The organism is Cognatishimia sp., assembly GCF_049116455.1.
Lineage (GTDB): Bacteria > Pseudomonadota > Alphaproteobacteria > Rhodobacterales > Rhodobacteraceae > Cognatishimia.
The window spans coordinates 597,645-617,536 of record NZ_JAGDYW010000001.1; the positions used below are offsets into that span (position 1 = coordinate 597,645).

At 53.5% G+C, this 19,892-nt stretch carries 16 protein-coding genes; 11 read left to right on the plus strand and 5 right to left on the minus strand.

Features of this window, described 5'->3' with window-relative positions; genetic code table 11:
- Positions 1–3 precede the first annotated feature (3 nt).
- A complete protein-coding gene (locus JXQ85_RS02920; RefSeq protein ID WP_421747470.1) occupies positions 4–1,254 on the minus strand; it encodes a UbiH/UbiF/VisC/COQ6 family ubiquinone biosynthesis hydroxylase in 1,251 nt (416 codons plus the stop codon).
- A 48-nt stretch (positions 1,255–1,302) separates the two neighbouring features.
- Here JXQ85_RS02920 and JXQ85_RS02925 point away from each other — a divergent pair, with 48 nt between their 5' ends.
- The 4 genes from JXQ85_RS02925 to JXQ85_RS02940 all read left to right on the plus strand — a co-directional run bounded on the left by JXQ85_RS02925 (position 1,303) and on the right by JXQ85_RS02940 (position 7,520).
- Positions 1,303–2,631: an amidase gene (locus JXQ85_RS02925; protein WP_421747349.1), complete on the plus strand. Its 1,329-nt coding sequence runs from the start codon at positions 1,303–1,305 to the stop codon at positions 2,629–2,631.
- 121 nt (positions 2,632–2,752) lie between these two features.
- On the plus strand, positions 2,753–3,931 hold the full coding sequence (locus JXQ85_RS02930; RefSeq protein ID WP_421747350.1) for an aminotransferase class I/II-fold pyridoxal phosphate-dependent enzyme: 1,179 nt from the start codon (positions 2,753–2,755) through the stop codon (positions 3,929–3,931).
- Between the two features lie 15 nt (positions 3,932–3,946).
- Complete coding sequence (locus JXQ85_RS02935) at positions 3,947–6,811, plus strand: DNA translocase FtsK 4TM domain-containing protein (RefSeq protein WP_421747351.1); 2,865 nt, start codon at positions 3,947–3,949, stop codon at positions 6,809–6,811.
- A 91-nt stretch (positions 6,812–6,902) separates the two neighbouring features.
- Positions 6,903–7,520, plus strand: coding sequence for a LolA family protein (locus JXQ85_RS02940; RefSeq protein WP_421747352.1), 618 nt, complete (start codon positions 6,903–6,905; stop codon positions 7,518–7,520).
- Positions 7,521–7,559: 39 nt separating this feature from the next.
- On the opposite strand, the gene JXQ85_RS02945 is transcribed toward JXQ85_RS02940, so the two are convergent.
- Positions 7,560–8,147, minus strand: coding sequence for a lytic transglycosylase (locus JXQ85_RS02945; RefSeq protein ID WP_421747353.1), 588 nt, complete (start codon positions 8,145–8,147; stop codon positions 7,560–7,562).
- Positions 8,148–8,371: 224 nt separating this feature from the next.
- On the opposite strand from JXQ85_RS02945, the gene hspQ reads away from it, so the two are divergent.
- Complete coding sequence (gene hspQ, locus JXQ85_RS02950; RefSeq protein WP_421747354.1) at positions 8,372–8,698, plus strand: heat shock protein HspQ; 327 nt, start codon at positions 8,372–8,374, stop codon at positions 8,696–8,698.
- Between the two features lie 13 nt (positions 8,699–8,711).
- Here hspQ and ggt read toward each other — a convergent pair whose 3' ends face one another.
- The 3 genes from ggt to JXQ85_RS02965 are packed head-to-tail and all read right to left on the minus strand — an operon-like array spanning position 8,712 to position 11,153.
- Entirely contained in the window at positions 8,712–10,289 is a 1,578-nt protein-coding gene (ggt, locus tag JXQ85_RS02955; protein WP_421747355.1) for a gamma-glutamyltransferase, read from the minus strand.
- A 46-nt stretch (positions 10,290–10,335) separates the two neighbouring features.
- Positions 10,336–10,818, minus strand: coding sequence for an ATP-binding protein (locus JXQ85_RS02960; RefSeq protein WP_421747356.1), 483 nt, complete (start codon positions 10,816–10,818; stop codon positions 10,336–10,338).
- The gene (locus JXQ85_RS02965; RefSeq protein WP_421747357.1) at positions 10,815–11,153 is read right to left on the minus strand and encodes an STAS domain-containing protein; all 339 of its coding nucleotides are present in this window, start codon (positions 11,151–11,153) and stop codon (positions 10,815–10,817) included. The genes JXQ85_RS02960 and JXQ85_RS02965 overlap by 4 nt, the downstream gene beginning before the upstream one ends.
- A gap of 189 nt (positions 11,154–11,342) precedes the next feature.
- Between JXQ85_RS02965 and JXQ85_RS02970 the strand changes: the two genes are divergently transcribed.
- The 6 genes from JXQ85_RS02970 to JXQ85_RS02995 all read left to right on the plus strand — a co-directional run bounded on the left by JXQ85_RS02970 (position 11,343) and on the right by JXQ85_RS02995 (position 19,892).
- Positions 11,343–12,515, plus strand: a complete 1,173-nt coding sequence (locus JXQ85_RS02970; protein WP_421747358.1) for a thiolase family protein — start codon at positions 11,343–11,345, stop codon at positions 12,513–12,515.
- Positions 12,516–12,587: 72 nt separating this feature from the next.
- Complete coding sequence (locus tag JXQ85_RS02975) at positions 12,588–13,055, plus strand: GAF domain-containing protein (protein ID WP_421747359.1); 468 nt, start codon at positions 12,588–12,590, stop codon at positions 13,053–13,055.
- 144 nt (positions 13,056–13,199) lie between these two features.
- On the plus strand, positions 13,200–13,772 hold the full coding sequence (locus JXQ85_RS02980; protein WP_421747360.1) for a helix-turn-helix domain-containing protein: 573 nt from the start codon (positions 13,200–13,202) through the stop codon (positions 13,770–13,772).
- A 164-nt stretch (positions 13,773–13,936) separates the two neighbouring features.
- A complete protein-coding gene (locus tag JXQ85_RS02985) occupies positions 13,937–16,384 on the plus strand; it encodes a GcvT family protein (protein ID WP_421747361.1) in 2,448 nt (815 codons plus the stop codon).
- Complete coding sequence (locus tag JXQ85_RS02990; protein WP_421747362.1) at positions 16,381–17,343, plus strand: GlxA family transcriptional regulator; 963 nt, start codon at positions 16,381–16,383, stop codon at positions 17,341–17,343. Before JXQ85_RS02985 ends, JXQ85_RS02990 begins: the two co-directional genes overlap by 4 nt.
- A gap of 98 nt (positions 17,344–17,441) precedes the next feature.
- A complete protein-coding gene (locus JXQ85_RS02995) occupies positions 17,442–19,892 on the plus strand; it encodes a GcvT family protein (RefSeq protein ID WP_421747363.1) in 2,451 nt (816 codons plus the stop codon).

Sequence of the window (19,892 nt, forward strand, 5' to 3'; positions counted from 1 at the left end):
ATCCTACCGCATCAAAGAAGGCAGATCGCCCGTCAATCCCGCAGCTTCGCGGATAAAGGCGCGACGCGCCACAGGCATGCGATTAATCACACCAAGACCGATATCACGCCCGAACCGCAGCAGAGGATTGTCGTTCGAGAAAATCTTGTTGCTCAGGTCCGTGGCCGCCACAAGTGTCTGGGTATCAAAGCGGCGCCATTCTTCGTAGCGCTTGAGCACAAGCTCGCTAGAGATGTCCTCCCCACGCTGACGCGCATCAAACAAGACATCAATCATTGCCGCTACATCGCGCAGACCAGCGTTCAGGCCCTGGCCCGCAATTGGATGCATTCCATGAGCTGCATCTCCGACCAAAGCAACGCGCTCAGCTACGAAATTATTCGCAACAGTCAGGCCGAGTGGGTAGGTAAATCGCGCTCCTGCTAAGGAAATATCCCCGAGAAAATCACCAAACCGTGGCTTAAGAACTTCTATGTAGTTTTCATCGCTTAACCCTTGGATGGCTTGCGCGGTTTCATCTGTTTCCGTCCACACGATTGAACTGCGATTGCCTGGTAGCGGGAGGATCGCAAGCGGCCCTGGCGGCATAAAGAATTGATGCGCGATGCCCTTGTGGGGCAGCTCGTGCTCAATGGCGCAGACCAATGCGGTTTGCCCATATCCCCAGCCGGTGCGTTTGATCCCTGCACGTTTGCCAACGCCACTTTGTCGACCATCACAACCAATCAAGAGCTGGGCGTTCAAGGCTTTGCCTGATTGCAGTGTGACCGTCACGCCATCTGCAAATATATCCTGTGCGATCACGCTATCTTCGTTGATTGTTGTGATCTGCGACTCTGATTGAACCGCTTTCAGGAAGGCGCGATAGAGGTAGCGGTCTTCGACCATAAAACCCATCGGGCCTTCTTCTAGCTCCGCATGATCAAAGTGCAGAAAGAAAGGGGAGGGGCCGTCGCCTGCGCGGCCATCGCTGACTTTGATGTCCAGCATGGGTTGAGCATCCGCAGCGACGTCACCCCAAACATCAATCGCATCGAGCAACCGTTTGGATGCAAGCGCCAAGGCATAACCGCGCCCGTCGAAATTGCTTTCAGCGCGCGCGCGGGTCGGTCGCGCATCAACCATAGTCACTGAAAATCCTTTTTGGGCCAGGCCCAAAGCCAAGGCGGGGCCGTTCAGACCTCCACCTGCAATGACGATGTCGCTATCAAATTCCATAATCTTCAATATGGGAATGTGTTTCGGATTGTCCATGCGCATAAGGGTCGCTACCGTTTGAAAATCGTGAGGACGGAGCAGATCATGTTTGACTGGTTGAAAATGAGTGCAGCAGAGCTGGGGCGCGGCATCGGTGACGGTGCCATTGATCCGGTGGCTTTGACGCAGGCGTTTCTGGGTGCCATCGACAGTCATGATTTGCGGGATCGCATCTATGCCCAGGTGACACACGAACGTGCACTAACAGAAGCAGAAGCAGCTGCAGAGCGCGCACGAGCAGGGCAGCGCTTGTCTCCTTTGGACGGTGTTCCTGTCAGTTGGAAGGATCTTTTTGATACAGCGGGCGTGGCAACAGAAGCAGGCTCTGCCTTGCTGAAAGATCGCGTTCCAGAGGCCGATGCAGAGGTTGTGAAAATTGCAACGCAACTTGGGTTGGTGTGTTTGGGTAAGACCCATATGTCTGAACTTGCCTTTTCCGGTCTTGGGTTAAATCCCATTACCGCGACGCCGCCTTGTGTAAACGACGCAGGTGCCGTGCCGGGTGGGTCCAGCTCTGGCGCCGCTACATCGGTGGCTTTTGGATTGGCGCCGATGGCGATTGGGTCCGATACCGGTGGATCGGTACGTGTTCCATCTGCATGGAATGATTTGGTGGGCCTGAAAACAACTTGGGGTTTGGTCTCTAATGCGGGATCCGTGCCGCTATGCCCTAAGTTTGATACTGTTGGTCCCCTATGCCGAACCGTTGAAGACGCCGCTTATGCGCTTTCTGCTTTGACCGGTAATCAGGTGGTTGATCTGAAAGCGGCGCGCATCGCTGGCAAGCATTTTGCTGTGTTAGAAACGATCGCTTTAGATGATGTCCGCGAGACGCCATTGGATGCGTTCAATTCTGCTGTGGCACGTCTTGAGGCTGCTGGTGCAATCATTGATCGCATTCAGGCTCCGGAAGTTGAGTGGGCCATGGGTTTGACCGGAACGCTGTTCACCGCAGAGGCCTACGGCACTTGGAAAAGTGTGATTGAGGCCAATCCTCATTTGATGTTTGCTGAGATTCTCGAACGGTTCCGTTCAGGCGTGCATGTAGGGGGCGCTGATTATGTGGCAGCTTGGCAAACCTTAGAGAAAGCGCGCGACAGGTGGCATGCCCGAGTCGCTGGATATGACGGAGTTTTATGCCCCACAACGCCAATCATGCCGCCAAATCTGGAGAGATTGCAAAGCGATCACGAGTATTACGTGACTGAAAATATACTTGCGCTGCGCAATACAAGAATTGGGAATCTGCTGGGCCTGTGTAGCGTGTCCTTGCCGACCGGCACACCAAGTGCTGGATTGATGATTTTTGGGCAACCCTTTGGAGAAGCACGGCTTTTGCGCACCGCGTCTGCAGTGGAGCGCGGCTTGGCGTAATGCTCGGCTGAAATGCCACAACTTGCGGAATCGTCACGGTTTTTCTGGACGAAACTCGCTTGTTTGGGTAACTTATCCCCAAACGGGGCGTGAATGATCCCGACAACTGAGGCAGTTTTAGATGTTTCCCGAGCGGTTTTCGAACCTTCCGGCTTATGCGTTTCCGCGCCTGCGGAGCCTTCTGGATTCTCATGAACCAGGCGGTCCAGTGGTCCATATGACCATTGGGGAGCCGAAACACGCCTTTCCAGCGTGGGTTACAGAGGTGATCACCGAAAATGCCGCTGAATTTAATAAATACCCAGCGAACGACGGAACACCCGAACTGCAGCAGTCGATTGCCGATTGGATTAATCGTCGATTTGAAGTGCAGATAGATCCAGCGATACAGGTGATGGCGTTAAATGGTACGCGTGAGGGGCTCTACAATGCTTCGATGGCGCTGTGCCCGGAAACCAAAAACGGCGAAAAGCCTGTGATTCTGGTGCCGAACCCATTTTACCAAGTTTATATGATTGGCGCGATTTCGGTGAATGCCGAACCGCGTTTCTGCGCGGCAACTGCTGATAACGGCTTCATGCCCGATTACACGCAATTGCCTGAGGATGTGCTGAAGCGTGTGGCGATCGCCTATGTGTGCTCGCCGTCCAATCCACAAGGTGCGATTGCATCACGTGACTACCTCGCAAAGCTGATCATGCTGGCTGAGAAACATGATTTCAAAGTCTTCGCGGATGAATGCTATTCCGAAATTTACCGGGAAGAAAAACCACACGGGGCTTTACAGGTTGCGCAAGAGCTTGGTGCTGATCCGGAACGTGTTGTGATCTTCCACAGTCTTAGCAAACGCAGCAACCTGCCGGGCTTGCGCTCTGGTTTTGTCGCAGGCGGTCCTGAAACGCTGAAACATATAAAACGTTTGCGCGCCTATGCCGGTGCACCCATTCCGCTGCCGCTGCAGCGCGCATCAGAAAAGGTTTGGGCAGACGAGGTTCATGTCGAAGAAAACCGCCGCCTTTATGCGGAAAAGTTCGACATTGCTGACGAGATTTTCGCCGACATCCCTGGGTATATGAAACCTCAGGCCGGCTTCTTTTTATGGCTCCCTGTAGAAGACGGGGAGACCGCGGCTCTAAAGCTCTGGAAAGAGACGGGCGTGCGCGTGCTGCCAGGTGCGTACCTTAGTCGCGATGTAAACGGGGAGAACCCCGGAAAACCATATATTCGGGTCGCTCTTGTGGCTCCAAAAAACGACGTAAAGGCGGCGCTGATCACTCTGCGTGACTGCCTTTACCAATAAGTACGAGGTGTAACGATGGCATATCAGGCACGTGGACGCGACCCGCTGCTCGACAGCAATACGCAAGCCATTCTGGAAAAACGCGGCAAAGAGTTGATCGGCATTTGCCTGATCCTCGTCGGGTTGATGGCTGCGGCGATGATTGGATCGTACACACCGGATGATCCAAATTGGATGTCAGCCACGGACGCCCCCGTTCAAAACTGGATGGGCCGTTTGGGCGCGTCGATTTCTGCACCTTTGTTTATGATCATCGGCTGGGGCAGCTGGGGAGTTGCGTTGGTTGCATTGGCTTGGGGCCTTCGGTTCGCGCTACACCGTGGCGAAGAACGCGCCGTTGGCCGGGCTGTTTTTGCGCCCATCGTACTGGCGCTGTGCTCTGTTTATGCGGCAACTTTGGTACCCAACGATAGCTGGACCCATTCCTTTGGTTTGGGTGGCCTGTTCGGTGATACGGTATTAGGTGCATTGCTGACGATCCTCCCGGTTGGGGCCTCGATTGGCTTGAAAATCATGTCTTTCCTGATGGGTTTGGGCGTGCTTGCCTTGATGCTCTTTGTGATGGGTTTCACCCGTTCCGAGTTGAATTGGGTTGGCCGTTTCCTGATGATTGGTATCATTGTTACCTACGCCAACCTTATGAACTTGATGGGGCGTGGTGCGACGGGTGCGGTCAGTGCTGCGCAAGCCATGCAAGAACGTCGCAATGAACGCAAAGCCCAAGAAGCCGCGATGCAAGACGCGTGGGCGGATCAAGTGGCTAAAGATCCAATCTATGAAGAACCGCTGATTGAAGCAGCGCCGGAACCAGAAGAGCCACAACGCCCATCGCTTTTGGCGCGTGTGCCAAGCTTGATCAAACGCCCAGACCCAATGCCTGAGCCTGAATTGGTCGAACAAGAACCGGTTGCGCATGTGAGCGAAGAACCGGGCGATGACCGGATCAAGGCGAAGATCAACGATGTTATTAAAAACCGTATTCGCAGCAATAAACCAACCTATGCGCCTGATCTTGCACCGGTTACCAAAGGCATGGGTCGCGGCCCTGATCCCCTGGTTCTACAGCCGGGTGCTGACACTGGAATGCGTGCTGAACCACCATTGACGGCGCCTGCGGTGAACACCCACGCGGACATCGTTGCGCCGCACCCTGAAGAAATCTTCGCGCCCTATGTTGAAGCTGATGTTGAGCCCGTTCAGGCACCCGTTGTGCCAATTCAACGCACAGTTCCGCAGGCACCTGTTGCGCAGCAGATCCCAACGCCTGAACCGAAAAAAGTTGTGCAGAACCCGGTTCGTAAGCCTGTTCAGCAATCCGCCCGTGCCAAAGCCGAGGCACAGCCACAGTTGGCTTTTGACGAAAACGCAGCTCAATTTGAACTTCCGCCACTGAATTTGCTTGCCAGCTCAGAAACCATTGAACGCCATGTATTGAGCGATGAAGCGCTAGAAGAAAACGCGCGTATGCTTGAAGCTGTGCTGGATGACTATGGCGTCAAAGGCGAGATCGTTTCAGTGCGTCCGGGTCCGGTTGTCACCATGTATGAACTGGAACCAGCGCCGGGTTTGAAAGCGAGCCGGGTGATTGGTCTATCCGATGATATCGCGCGCTCCATGAGTGCTTTGTCTGCACGTGTGTCGACCGTTCCGGGTCGATCAGTCATTGGTATCGAATTGCCAAATGACAAACGCGAAATGGTGGCCTTTCGCGAGATCCTGTCTTCGCGTGAATATGAGTCCTCGAACCGCAAATTGCCACTGGCCTTGGGTAAGGACATTGGCGGTGATCCGATTGTCGCGAACCTCGCCAAGATGCCTCACTTGTTGATTGCCGGTACAACCGGTTCCGGTAAATCCGTAGCGATCAACACGATGATCCTGTCGTTGCTTTATAAGCTGACGCCAGAAGATTGCCGCATGATCATGATCGACCCTAAGATGCTGGAACTGTCGGTGTATGACGGCATTCCGCACCTACTGTCTCCGGTTGTTACCGACCCTAAAAAGGCGGTTGTGGCCCTGAAGTGGACGGTCGGCGAGATGGAAGATCGTTACCGCAAAATGTCCAAAATGGGTGTGCGGAACATTGACGGCTACAACAGCCGCGTTGCAGATGCGCTTGCCAAGGGTGAGACATTCAGCCGGACGGTTCAAACTGGATTTGATGATGAGACTGGCGAACCAGTCTTTGAAACAGAAGAGATCATCCCAGAGAAAATGCCATATATCGTCGTGGTTGTTGACGAGATGGCTGACCTGATGATGGTGGCGGGCAAAGAGATCGAAGCCTGCATTCAGCGCCTTGCGCAAATGGCGCGTGCCTCTGGCATTCACATCATCATGGCTACACAACGTCCGTCTGTAGACGTGATCACCGGTACCATTAAGGCGAACTTCCCCACTCGGATTTCCTTCCAAGTGACCTCGAAAGTCGACAGCCGCACCATCCTAGGTGAAATGGGTGCAGAGCAGCTTCTGGGCATGGGGGACATGTTGTACATGGCGGGCGGCGCCAAGATTACGCGTTGTCACGGTCCTTTTGTGAGCGATGAAGAAGTCGAAGAAATCGTGAACCATCTTAAGTCCTTTGGCGAGCCAGAGTATGTAGGTGGTGTTGTAGATGGCCCTGCGGATGAGAAAGCAGGCAATATTGACGCGGTGCTTGGTCTGGGTGGTAATACCAACGGCGAGGATGCGCTGTATGATCAGGCCGTTGCGATTGTGGCTAAGGATCGCAAGTGCTCAACGTCCTATATTCAGCGCAAACTTTCGATCGGATATAACAAGGCCGCTAAACTGGTAGAACAGATGGAAGACGAAGGCGTTGTGTCCTCTGCCAACCACGTCGGGAAGCGCGAGATTTTGATTCCGGAACAATAACCGGGCGGGAACCGGCGAGTTTTCACCGAAACACAGATTCCTGATGAAGGGCGGGCTAGCACCGCCCTTTTTTCGTGCCTACATTAAGCGCATGAAACACTTAAGCTTTCTGATCGCCTCGGGCCTTGGGCTTGCGATGGCGGGCTCGGCCTCAGCTGACAAGCTGACGCTTGATGAAATTTCCGCGTATCTGCAAAGGATTGGCGCGGCCCAAACCAGCTTTACGCAGATCAACGAGGATAACTCGATTTCCACCGGGACCTTGATGATCAAGCGTCCTGGCCGCGCGCGCTTTGAATACGATCCGCCTGAGGCTGCGTTGGTCATGGCTGGTGGCGGCCAAATCGCGATCTTTGATCTGAAATCCAATGAGCCGCCAGAAAACTATCCGCTGCGCAAAACACCTCTGTGGGTTATCCTTGAACGCAATGTGAACTTGAAAAATCGCGATATGGTCGTGGGCCATTCTTACGACGGTGAAGTCACGACCGTGCGCGCATTGGATCCAAAGAACCCGGACCGCGGTGCAATTGAAATGCACTTTGCCGACAACCCGGTTCGATTGAGCCAATGGGTCATTCAGGATGGATCAGGATCTGAAACAACTGTTGTGCTTGGTGATTTGGATCATAGCGTGAAGCTGGAAAACAAACTTTTCAATATCACCCGTATGACCAATATCGTCGCGCCTGAACGAGATGATGATTAAGAGATCAGGAAAAAGGGGCCATTAAGGCCCCTTCTTAAATCAGCGATAGCGACGGCAATTGGCCAGTTGGCCTTGATAGGTGTCAGCGCGTGCGGCCACTTCGTTCGAGACACGCAACAGCCAGCTTTTGCTTTTGTAGCTGCCCCGCGCATAGCCAGTATGGCCTTCGTGATAGGCAAGGTATTGGTTGCGTGCATCGCGCAACGAAATACCGTTCTTTTCGCGGGTCTGGTTCATGTACCATCCCATGAAATCGGTCGCGTCAAAGATATTATCGCGGTCAGCACCATGTCGGCCTGTCGCGCGTTTATATCCATCCCACGTGCCATCCAGCGCTTGAGCATAGCCGTAAGCCGAACTTTGTCTGCCCATCGGCAGAACGCCCAGCACATAGCGATGTGGGGTGCGCGCGCGCGCTTTGAATTTGCTTTCTTGATAAATCGTCGCCATCTGCACATGGGCAGGCACACCCCAGCGACGCTCGGTTGCCTTAAAGGCGCGCGCGTATTTCGGGCGTTGGTTTAAAATCGAACAGGCGTCGTTCAAGTTTCGGGGCGCCGAATTGTTCCCGCTGCTGCACGCGGCAACCAGGACAAGGACAATAAGGGCGCGAAAGTGTCTGCTCATGGGCCTCTCGCTATGTTTCTTTATTTTCCACAATCATACGCGTTTTTACGTATTTTTGAAATCACATTCGCGCAGGTTGTGCTCGAAATCGGCGGTGCTCTGCCGGAATTTGCAAATTCCTAGAAATCTAGTTGGTTCACAGACTGTTTCCATGAAATTGGCCTGCCTCAAATGGACAAAATGTCCTTGAAAGCGATAGTCTGGACCGGTAGGGGCTTCGACTTATGAATACGGCATACGCGAAATATCATCTTGGCCAAGTGGTCCGTCACCGCAAACATCCGTTTCGCGGAGTGGTTTTTGATGTCGACCCAGAATTTTCAAATACCGAAGATTGGTACGATGCGATTCCTGAGGATAGCCGGCCCCGCAAGGAGCAACCGTTTTACCATCTTTTGGCCGAAAACGATCAAAGCTACTACGTGGCGTATGTGTCAGAGCAAAACCTTGTGGCCGATTATTCGGGCGAACCCGTAGATCACCCAGATATTAGTGATTTGTTTGGTCCATTCGAAGATGGCCAATACCCTCTGCATTTCAATATGAATTGAGCGAGACGGGGGGTTAATACCCCAACGCGCAACCGTCCTTGCGTGGATCCGATCCGCCTTCTAACACGCCTGAAGCATGCATATAGATTGCTTGTGCTCCGCCGATTGCCGTAGGTGGCGCTGAAATTTTGTGCCCAAGCTGTTCTAACTTTTGGATAACTTTTGCATTGAAAGTATTTTCAAGCTGCAGCGTTCCATCGGTTGCAAAGGCCCTTGGTGCATCGATCGCAGTTTGCAGGTCCATGCCGTAATCCAGCATATTTGTCAGAAGACGCGCATGACCCGTTGACTGATATTGCCCGCCCATAACGCCGAACGGCATGATTGGCTTGCCGTTGCGCGCCAGCATGCCCGGGATGATGGTGTGCATTGGGCGTTTGCCCGCCGAATATTCGTTTGGATGACCTTTTTCCAAAGTGAATCCCGCACCGCGATTGTGGAATAGAATACCAAATTTATCACTGGCGATACCTGATCCGAAGGTATGAAAGATCGAATAAATCAAGGACACCGCCATCCGATCCCGATCCACGACGGTGATATATACCGTGTCCTTGTGGACGGCTTCTGAAATTGTGGTCGCAGACGGCATCGCCAGTTTCAGATCAATTAGTCCCGCTAGTTTTTTGGCAGTCTCGGGCGACAACATATGGTCCAGACGATCCATATGGTTGGTATCAGAGAGGAACCGATTGCGGGTATCATAAGCCAGTTTTGTTGCTTCGGCCTCGATATGTGTGCGTTTGGTTCCAAACGGATCCAGAGACGCCAAATCAAAATGCGAGAGGATATTTAGCAATAAGTTTGCCGTCGCACCTTGGCCATTGGGGGGATGCTCTAACAAATCATGGCCTTTGTATGAGCCCTGAATCGGATCGGTTTCAAAGGCGCAAATGTCCTTGAAATCGTCCATCGTGTGAACGCCGCCTAAATTGCGTAGGCTATCAACCATGTCCTGCGCGACTTCTCCTTCATAAAACGCAGCGCGCCCCGATTTGGCGATGCGGCGCAGCACTTCCGCTTGTTGCGGCGCTCGAAAGAGTGCTCCTACCTTTGGAACGGCGTTTTGATTTAGAAAATAGCGCTGGCCTGCACGGTTTAAGTTTTTGGCGCCCTGTAGCCAATCAAAGGCAACACGCGGAGCAACTGGCACGCCTTCATCCGCATAGTGGATTGCTGGCGCAAGCACAGCATCCAGGCCAAGCCTCCCCCACTTATCTGACATTTTGCAAAAAGCGTCGACCGCTGCAGGGATTGTAACTGCTTCGGGTGCGCGTTCAGGTACGGCGGCACATCCTTGGTCTCGGAGCGCAGAAGCCGCCGCTGCCGCGGGAGCAGACCCGCTGCCATTCACCGCAACCACGTCGTTATTTCTGGCAGGCGAAATCAGCGCAAAGCAGTCTCCGCCAAGACCCGTCATTTGAGGTTCACAAATTCCAAGCACCACAGCGCCAGCAATGGCGGCATCCATTGCATTGCCGTCACGTTTCAGAGTGTCGATTGCAACCTGTGCCGCAATTGGATGAGACGTTGCGCACATTCCATTTTGCGCAAATACAGCTGACCGGCCTGGTTTGTGAAAATCGCGCAATTTACCCCCCATAATTGTGGGGATGGTATCGGAGAACAATTAAAGATCAATGCGTAGTTTCTGGTACGGTATATGGGATTTTGAAGCTGACCATATTGGTTTCTTCAACGCGTAAATACCTTAAGTTTTGAGTTAAGCTGCGCACAAGCGACCACCCCCATCCTCCTTCGGGGAGGTCAGAGACCCTTGGTCCAACTGGCGGCATAATACCCGCTGGCGGGGTGTTTCCGGGCATTGCGCAGCCGTTGTCTTTGCACATGACATGCAGGGCGGTTGAAGTTTCAACACATTGGATATCAAACCAGCCATCCGACATATCTGCTTGCGCATGTTTCACAACATTGTTCAGAACTTCGGCAATCACGATTTCAGCTGAAGAAACATTGATAGCTGCAAGCTGCGCCTCAACTAAGCGGTATTTAATATATTGGAGGGCGTCGCGCACATCGTACAGCGTGGCGCCGACAGCGCTGCGGAAATGGATCCGAGCGGATTTCACAGGGTGGGCAGTGTATGTTGTTGCATTCACACTTCTTCCTCCGCAAATGCATCGCTTAGCGTTTTGTGAATTGCAAAAATCGTATCCAAACGTGTCAATTGAAAGACCTTAGAAACCGTCGGCGTAAGCGCCACGAGCTCCAGAGATTTTCCATCGGGTAACTGCTTCATCGACCCAACAATTGCGCCTAGGCCACTGGAATCCACAAAATCAACGCGCTGCAAATCAAGCACAATGCGATCAAGTCCATGATCTGTGGCTTGCCGCATCGCGTCCTTAAATTGCAAAGCGACAGCCGCATCAATGCGATCAGCCTGCACCGAGACGATAAGTGTGCCGCAGCGTAATTCCTTATGCAGTTCCATAACCGCATCCTTCTAATTGTCTGGATTTGCAGGATATTCGCAAATCGTTACCAATTTCTAAGCGACGTAGCGTAGTTTTACGGGGTGGTATCCAAAGCCCGATCCGTTGCGTAAATCAGGGGAAAGCGCCTCAAGGCGTTGGCAATTCAGGATTTTCCGTCAGGTGGACACGGAAATATGGAGGATTTGATGAAAACTGTTGTTATTGCAGGGGCTGCGCGTACTCCGATGGCGGGCTTCCAAGGTGAATTTGATGGCGTGCCAGCAGCCAAGCTTGGCGGTGCGGCAATCCAGGGGGCTTTGGCTGACGCAAAGGCTGATACTGTGGACGAGGTCTTGATGGGGTGTGTCTTGCCGGCGGGGCAGGGGCAGGCCCCTGCGCGCCAGGCAGGGTTTGAAGGTGGCTTAGGTAAAGAAGTACCTGCGACCACGCTGAATAAGATGTGCGGATCAGGCATGAAAGCAGCAATGATGAGCTTTGATCAGATTGCCTTGGGCCACGCTGATGTGATGCTCGCAGGCGGCATGGAAAGCATGACCAATGCGCCCTATGTCTTGCCGAAAATGCGCAATGGCGCGCGCATCGGGCATCAACAAGTCGTGGATCACATGTTCCTTGATGGTCTGGAAGATGCCTATGACAAAGGGCGTTTGATGGGCACTTTCGCAGAAGATTGCGCGGAAAGCTTTCAGTTTACGCGTGAAGCGCAAGACGCCTATGCCCTGAAGTCTCTGTCAAACGCGATTGAAGCACAAAAGTCTGGCGCATTTGATGGTGAAATCACGCCGGTCACATTGAAAACCCGCAAAGGCGATGTCGAAATATCGGTGGATGAACAGCCTGGTAATGCGCGTCCGGATAAAATCCCAAATCTTAAACCTGCCTTTCGCAAAGATGGGACGGTAACTGCAGCGAATTCCTCATCGATTTCTGATGGTGCGGCGGCTTTGGTTTTGGCCTCGGAAGACGCAGCGCAGGAAAAAAGGTTAAACATCCGTGCGCGGATTGTCGGCCATGCGTCGCACGCACAGGAACCAAACCTATTCACAACTGCTCCGGTGCCCGCGGCGCAAAAATTGTTGGATCGCATCGGCTGGTCAAAAGAAGACGTCGATCTTTGGGAAATCAACGAAGCTTTTGCCGTGGTGCCCATGGCCTTCATGCACGAGATGGGGCTGAGCCGCGATATCGTCAATGTAAACGGCGGTGCTTGCGCATTGGGCCACCCGATTGGAGCTTCGGGTGCACGGATCATGGTGACGCTTTTGAATGCGTTGGAAAAACGTGGTCTTAAACGTGGCATTGCTGCGATCTGCATCGGTGGCGGTGAAGGCACGGCCATTGCAATTGAACGCGTTTAAGCGCGGCAATCCTTCAAATTGACCTTCGGGGCGAAGCGCGTAAAAGACTGCTTGGCCCCAAAGGAGCAACTTATGACCGTCAATTACTCAGAGCTTTCTCAGACGATCCGTGCCTTGACCGAAGGTGAGACCGATGTCGTATCTTTAATGGCGACTGTGGCTTGCGAAGTGCATCATGCGGATGAGCGGTTTGACTGGACCGGGTTCTACCGTGTTGTGGCGCCTGAACTTTTGAAAATTGGGCCATATCAAGGTGGGCATGGCTGTCTTGTCATCCCATTTTCGCGCGGTGTTTGCGGGGCTGCCGCAGCGACGCGTGAGGTTCAACTGGTGGATGATGTCGAAGCCTTCATTGGTCACATTGCCTGCTCGTCTTCGACCAGATCTGAATTGGTTCTTCCCGTTTCAAATGCGGCAGGAGACCTTTTGGGGGTCTTTGATATCGACAGTGATCAGGTCGCGGCATTTACGAAAAGTGACGCTGAAAACCTCTCGCTGATTCTATCTGAAACGTTCAAAAATGCGAAGCTCTCGATCTGAGACCTGCTGCAAGCTTCCATTTACGACACTAAAAAATCCATTTTAGGCAGCCACTTGCCCTTACGTGAAAAAGGGCTTTGAATTTTCATAGATCTGTCGCACGATGAAAATCTGATCGAATTTTTCATCAACGACGGTAGGCCCATGCTGCAAAGCCCCTCCTCTTTTGCGAAATCCCTTGGCGCAGACCTGCGGGCGCTGCGCAAGGCGCGTGGGATGACCTTAGCAGAGATGGCGGATCAGCTAGGGCGTTCAGTCGGTTGGCTTAGCCAAGTCGAACGTGACAAATCCGAGCCTTCGATTTCAGACCTTCAATCCATTGCAAAATGTGTCGATGTGCCAATGTCGATGCTGTTTGGCCAGAACAATGTGCCAGCCGAAGAGCTGGGATATGTCGTGCGCGAAGGATCGCGCCGCCCAATTGGATCGAAAGATGAAGGCCTGGTAGAAGAATTGCTGTCACCCGACCTGACGGACGACTTTGAAATGGTGCATTCCACCTTTCAACCGTATTCGCGCCTGAAAGAGCGGATTTCTCGACCCACGCAAGAGGTTGGATATCTGATTTCTGGCCAATTGCACCTGACCATTGGTGAACGAGAATTCCACATTCGTGCCGGTGATAGTTTTCGCATTCGTGGTGAATCCTATCTTTGGAAGAATCCGTACAACGTTCCGGCGGAGGCCATCTGGGTCATCGCGCCGCCCGTTTATTGAGGTCAACCCATGCGCTTGACCCCAATCCCGCATACGCACTCCATCCGACTTCATGACGCTGGTGTGCGGACTTCCTCTTTGCCTCCGAGGTTGATGACCTCTTTGGCAAAGTTCAAACCTACGAAATCAGGGACGCTGTCCCTCAGTCTGAATGAGAGAATATAATGGCTGATTTCCCAAAAACCGCACGTGTGGTGATTATCGGCGGCGGTGTCGTCGGTGTATCCACGCTTTACCACCTGGCGAAAGCCGGTTGGACCGATTGTGTGCTGATCGAAAAGAACGAGCTGACTGCTGGTTCGACATGGCACGCAGCAGGTAACACCCCGAACTTCGCGGGATCCTGGGCGGTTATGAACATGCAGCGTTACTCGCTGGAAATGTACCGCACCTTGGCAGACGATGTTGATTACCCAATCAACTACCACGTTACTGGCGCGATCCGTCTGGCGCATACCAAAGCCCGGATGCAGGAATTTGAGCGCGTAGCTTCCATGGGCCGTTACCAAGGCCTGCAAATGGATATGCTGGAGCCGCATCAGATCCAGGACTACTACCCATTCATGGAAACCCATGATCTGGAAGGCGCCCTGTGGGATCCGCTGGACGGCGACATCGACCCAGCTCAGCTGACCCAAGCGATGGCCAAAGGCGCACGTGACCTAGGTGCAAGCATCCAGCGTTTCTGCCCAGCGACTGGCGTAAGCCAAGACGGCAACGGCTGGATCGTTCACACTGAAAAGGGTGACATCAGCTGTGATATCGTGATGAACGCTGCTGGTTACTATGCGGCACGTGTTGGTGAGTGGTTCAAACCATTTGGCGGTCGCGACGTACCTTTGACAGTGATGTCTCACCAGTACTTCCTCACTGAAGAGATCCCAGAGATCAAAGAATGGACTGTTGCCAACGGTGGCGGCCACTTGCCAATGATCCGCGACGTGGACACCTCATACTACCTGCGTCAGGACAACTATGGTCTGAACCTCGGTCCATACGAGCGCAATTGTAAAGCGCACTGGATCACCGAAGACGACCCAATGCCACATGATTTCTCGTTCCAGCTTTACCCTGACGATCTGGATCGTTTGGAATGGTATATCGAAGATGCAATGGCACGTGTGCCTCTGCTGGGAACTCAAGGTGTTGGTCGCGTGATCAACGGCCCAATCCCTTACGCACCGGATGGTCTGCCAGTCATGGGTCCAATGCCAGGTGTTAAAAACGCCTTTGAAGCACACAGCTTCACCTTCGGTATCGCGCAAGGCGGTGGCGCTGGTAAAACCATGGCAGAATGGATCATGCACGGCGAGACCGAGTGGGACATGTGGGCGGTTGATGGCCGTCGTTACACAGACCACGCGGATTCCGATTTCAGCCTCAAAAAGGCTTTGGAAACTTACGGCCACGAATACGCGATGCACTACCCGCATCACGAATGGCCTGCGGCACGTGACAAGAAACTGTCCCCGAACCACGAGCGTCTGGTTGCTGATGGCGGCCAAATGGGTGCGTACAACGGTTGGGAGCGTGCAAACTGGTTCGCAAAAGACGGCGACGACACTTCTGAAGAAGGTACAGAAACTTGGGCACGTGAAGGCTCTTGGACTGCACGTGTGAAAGAAGAAGTTGAAGCGGTGCGTGATGGGACTGGTGTCATCGATATGTGTGGCTTCTCTCGCTACACATTGAAGGGCGAAGGTGCTGCTGAATGGCTGCGTCGTACCGTTGCGGGCGCGCTGCCAAAAGTTGGCCGCATGAACCTAGTGTACTTCTCCGACACCCGTGGTCGCATCCTGACAGAGATGTCATGTATCCGTCATGGCGATGATGACTTCACTCTGATGACAGCGGCTGTGGCGCAATGGCACGATCTTGATCTGCTGCGCAACAACCTGCCATCCGGTCTGGAGCTGACTGACGTATCCAAAGAGTTCACCACAATGCTGGTGACTGGCCCAACCTCCCGCGAAGTTCTTTCCGGCCTGACTGATGCAGACCTTAGCACCGGCTGGCTGAGCCTGAACACTGGCAAAGTAGCGGGTCACGATGCTCTGCTGGCACGCGTCAGCTTTGTAGGCGAACTCGGCTGGGAAGTTCACGTTGCAACCAAGAACGCGGCAGAAGTCTACACCGCGATCCGCGATGCAGGCGCGACACCGTTCGGTATGTTTGCTCTCGACTCCATGCGGATCGAAAAAGGCTACCGCACTTGGAAAGGCGACCTGTCCACCGACTACACCATGTTCGAAGGTGGTCTGGGCCGCTTTGTGCGCCTGAACAAGGAGCAGGACTTCCCTGGCAAGGCGATACTGGCTGCTGAAGCAGAAACAGGCTCTAAGAAGGGTTTTGTCACTCTGGTTGTGGAAGCGCCATTCGCAGATGCGCCTTACATGTCCACTGTTTGGAAAGACGGCGAAGTTGTTGGCGAGACCACATCTGGTAACTTTGGCTATCGCGTGAACAAATCCATCGCGCTGGGTGTGGTACGTTCGGACTTGACAGAACCGGGTACTGAGCTTGAAGTTGAGATTTATGGCGAGCGCTGCAAAGCGGTTGTCCAGCCAGATCAACCTCTGTGGGATCCAGAAAACGAGCGACTACGCGCATGAACGGAGTCGGGCATATCACGGCCGTCGACGTTGTAGTCGCAGATGGATTCGTCCTAACGGAACTTGCGGGCGTGGTGGATACACTGCGCCTTGCAAACCGCGTGAGCGCCCTACCTGTTTTCGAATGGAAATACCGATCCGCCAATGGCGGGCCGGTAAACTCTAGCAGTTTTGCATCGGTGCAAACAGAAGCCTACGAAGATCGCCCGGATGCGGACTACCTGTTCGTCATCGGCAATGCTGACCCAGATTGCCCGGCTTTGGCGTTGAAAAAGGTGATTGATCGCTACACCAATCGTCAAGCAACGGTCTTTTTGCTGGCTGAGGCCGCAAGTCGTTTCATCAAAGACAGTGGTGATAAAATTGTGTCCCACACCACCCATTGGGAAAACACCGAATTGATGCATGAGCGCGGCAGCATGATCGAAACCGGTCATGCCATCGCAGCTCGGGACGGGGGCATTGTGACCTGCGCCGGCATGGGCACCACCTACGACGTGACCCTTGCGATGATTGGCCAACATGTTTCGCCTGCATCGAAAATGGCTGTAGCGAACATTCTGCTACACGACAAAATCCGCGACTTTTCAACGTCGCAACCTTTCTCAGGCGCAAAGGGCACCGTGACCGGGGATCGTGAGCTCGACCAGTGTATCGAGATCATGCAAGCCAATATCGAAGACCCGCTGCCGATTGGTGAGCTGGTCAAAGTCCTCAGCCTGTCCAACCGGTCTTTGGAACGCAAGTTTCGTCTACACCTGAACACGACGCCAAACCGTTTCTATCGCGAGCTGCGTCTGACCAAGGCAAACAACCTACTTCTGAACACCACAATGTCGGTGCGTGACGTCGGGCTAGCGTGCGGGTTTAGTAACGGATTTTCGGGTCTTTATAAGAGCTTTTACGGCATCACACCGGCGGTTCTTCGCAAGCAGCGTCGTAGCTCTCAGAAACTGTGAATTCTTGGGGGAATTTCCGTCATTTCAGTCGGAAATAGTACATTTCTTTTTCCCGACTCGTGTCAGCAATGACCTAAGAATTCAAAGGATCACGAGTCATGAGCGATATTCCAGCAAAAGCACGTGTTGTCATTGTCGGCGGCGGCGTCATTGGGTGTTCGGTAGCCTATCACTTGGCTAAAAAAGGGTGGAGCGATGTGGTTCTGCTTGAGCGTAAACAACTGACGTCCGGCACGACCTGGCATGCGGCCGGTTTGATTGCGCAGTTGCGCGCCACAAAAAACATGACAAAGCTCGCGAAATACTCGCAAGAGCTGTACGGCACATTGGAAGAAGAAACAGGTGTTGCGACTGGCTTTAAGCGCAACGGGTCGATCACTGTTGCTCTGACAGAAGAGCGCAAAGAAGAGATCTACCGTCAGGCCGCCATGGCGCGCGCCTTCGGTGTTGAGGTTGAAGAAATCTCAAACGAACGCGTGAAAGAACTTTACCCGCACATCAATCTTGAGGGCATCAAAGGCGCGGTTTACCTGCCGCTTGATGGCCAAGGTGATCCAGCCAACATCGCGTTGGCATTGGCGAAAGGTGCCAAGCAAAACGGTGCGTTGGTGAAAGAACGCACCAAAGTCACAGCCTTCGTGAAAGATGGCCGCAAGGTCACTGGCGTTGAGTGGGAATCTGATGACGGGTCCGCATCCGGCACTATCGAATGCGACATGGTTGTGAACTGTGGCGGTATGTGGGGTCGTGAAGTTGGCAAGATGGCCGGTGTGAACGTGCCTTTGCAAGCCTGCGAGCACTTCTACATCGTGACTGAAAACATCGAAGGTATGACACAGCTGCCTGTCCTGCGTGTGCCTGACGAATATGCATACTACAAAGAAGATGCGGGCAAGATGCTGCTGGGAGCCTTCGAACCAGAAGCCAAGCCATGGGCCGTCGACGGCATCCCGTCTGACTTTGAATTTGACCAGCTACCAGAAGATTTCGACCACTTTGAGCCGATCCTTGAGATGGCGGTTGAACGCCTACCTCTGTTGGCAGAAGCGGGTATTCACACCTTCTTTAACGGCCCTGAATCCTTCACACCGGATGACGCCTACCACCTCGGCCTTGCACCAGAGATGGACAACTTCTGGGTAGCAGCGGGCTTTAACTCCATCGGTATTCAATCCGCAGGTGGTGCAGGTATGGCGCTAGCAGAGTGGATGGACACCGGCGCGCGCCCATTTGATCTGGGTGACGTTGATATCGCGCGGATGCAGCCATTCCAGGGCAACACCAAGTATCTGGAAGAGCGTTCTCGCGAGACTTTGGGTCTGCTGTTCAAAGACCACTTCCCGTTCAAGCAAAAGGAAACCGCGCGCGGTGTGCGCCGGTCACCGCTGCATCACGAACTGCTGCAGAACGGTGCCGTCATGGGCGAGTTCTCTGGTTGGGAACGTGCAAACTGGATCGCGGATGCGGGTCAGAAAGCGGAATACGAATACAGCTGGAAGCGTCAGAATTTCTTTGACAACGTAGGGCGCGAACACAAAGCGCTGCGTGAAAACGTGGGCATGTACGACATGTCGTCCTTCGGTAAAATCCGCGTTGAAGGCCCAGATGCAACGGCCTTCTTGAACTACGTAGGTGGCGGTCAATACGATGTGCCTGTTGGCAAAATCGTATACACTCAGTTCTTGAACCACACTGGCGGTATCGAAGCTGACGTCACCATCACGCGCCTGTCGGAAACAGCTTATCTGGTGGTCACACCTGCGGCGACCCGTCAGGCCGACCAGACATGGATGATGCGCAATAAGCGTGACTTCAACGTGGTCATCACCGACGTCACAGCTGGCGAAGCTGTTCTGGCCGTCATGGGGCCAAACTCCCGCAAACTGTTGCAAATGGTTTCCCCGAATGACTTTTCGAACGACGTGAACCCATTCGGCACCGCACAGGAAATCGAACTGGGCATGGGGCTGGCACGAGTCCACCGTGTGACCTACGTGGGTGAGCTGGGCTGGGAGGTCTATGTGTCCTCCGATATGGCCGGCCACGCGTTTGAAACCCTCTGGGAAGCAGGTCAGGATCTGGATCTGAAACTTTGTGGCATGCATATGATGGACACAGCTCGGATCGAAAAGGGCTACCGTCACTTCGGTCACGATATCACCTGTGAAGACCATGTGGTTGACGCCGGTCTGAGCTTTGCGGTCAAAACCGACAAGCCAGAGTTTATTGGCCGAGAAGCTGTTCTGGAGCGAAAGGAAACCGGCCCTCAGAACCGCCTGTTGCAGTTCAAACTCACCGAGTCCGAACCACTGCTCTATCACAACGAGCCAGTCCTGCGGGATGGTGAAGTGGTAGGCTACCTGACCTCTGGTGCATATGGACACCATCTGGGTGCATCCATTGGCCTGGGTTATGTCCCATCCGCTGGTGAGAAAGCGGCCGACGTCTTGGCCTCGACTTACGAGATTGACGTTATGGGCACACGTGTAAAAGCCGAAGCCTCGCTGAAGCCAATGTACGATCCAAAATCCGAACGCGTGAAAGCGTAA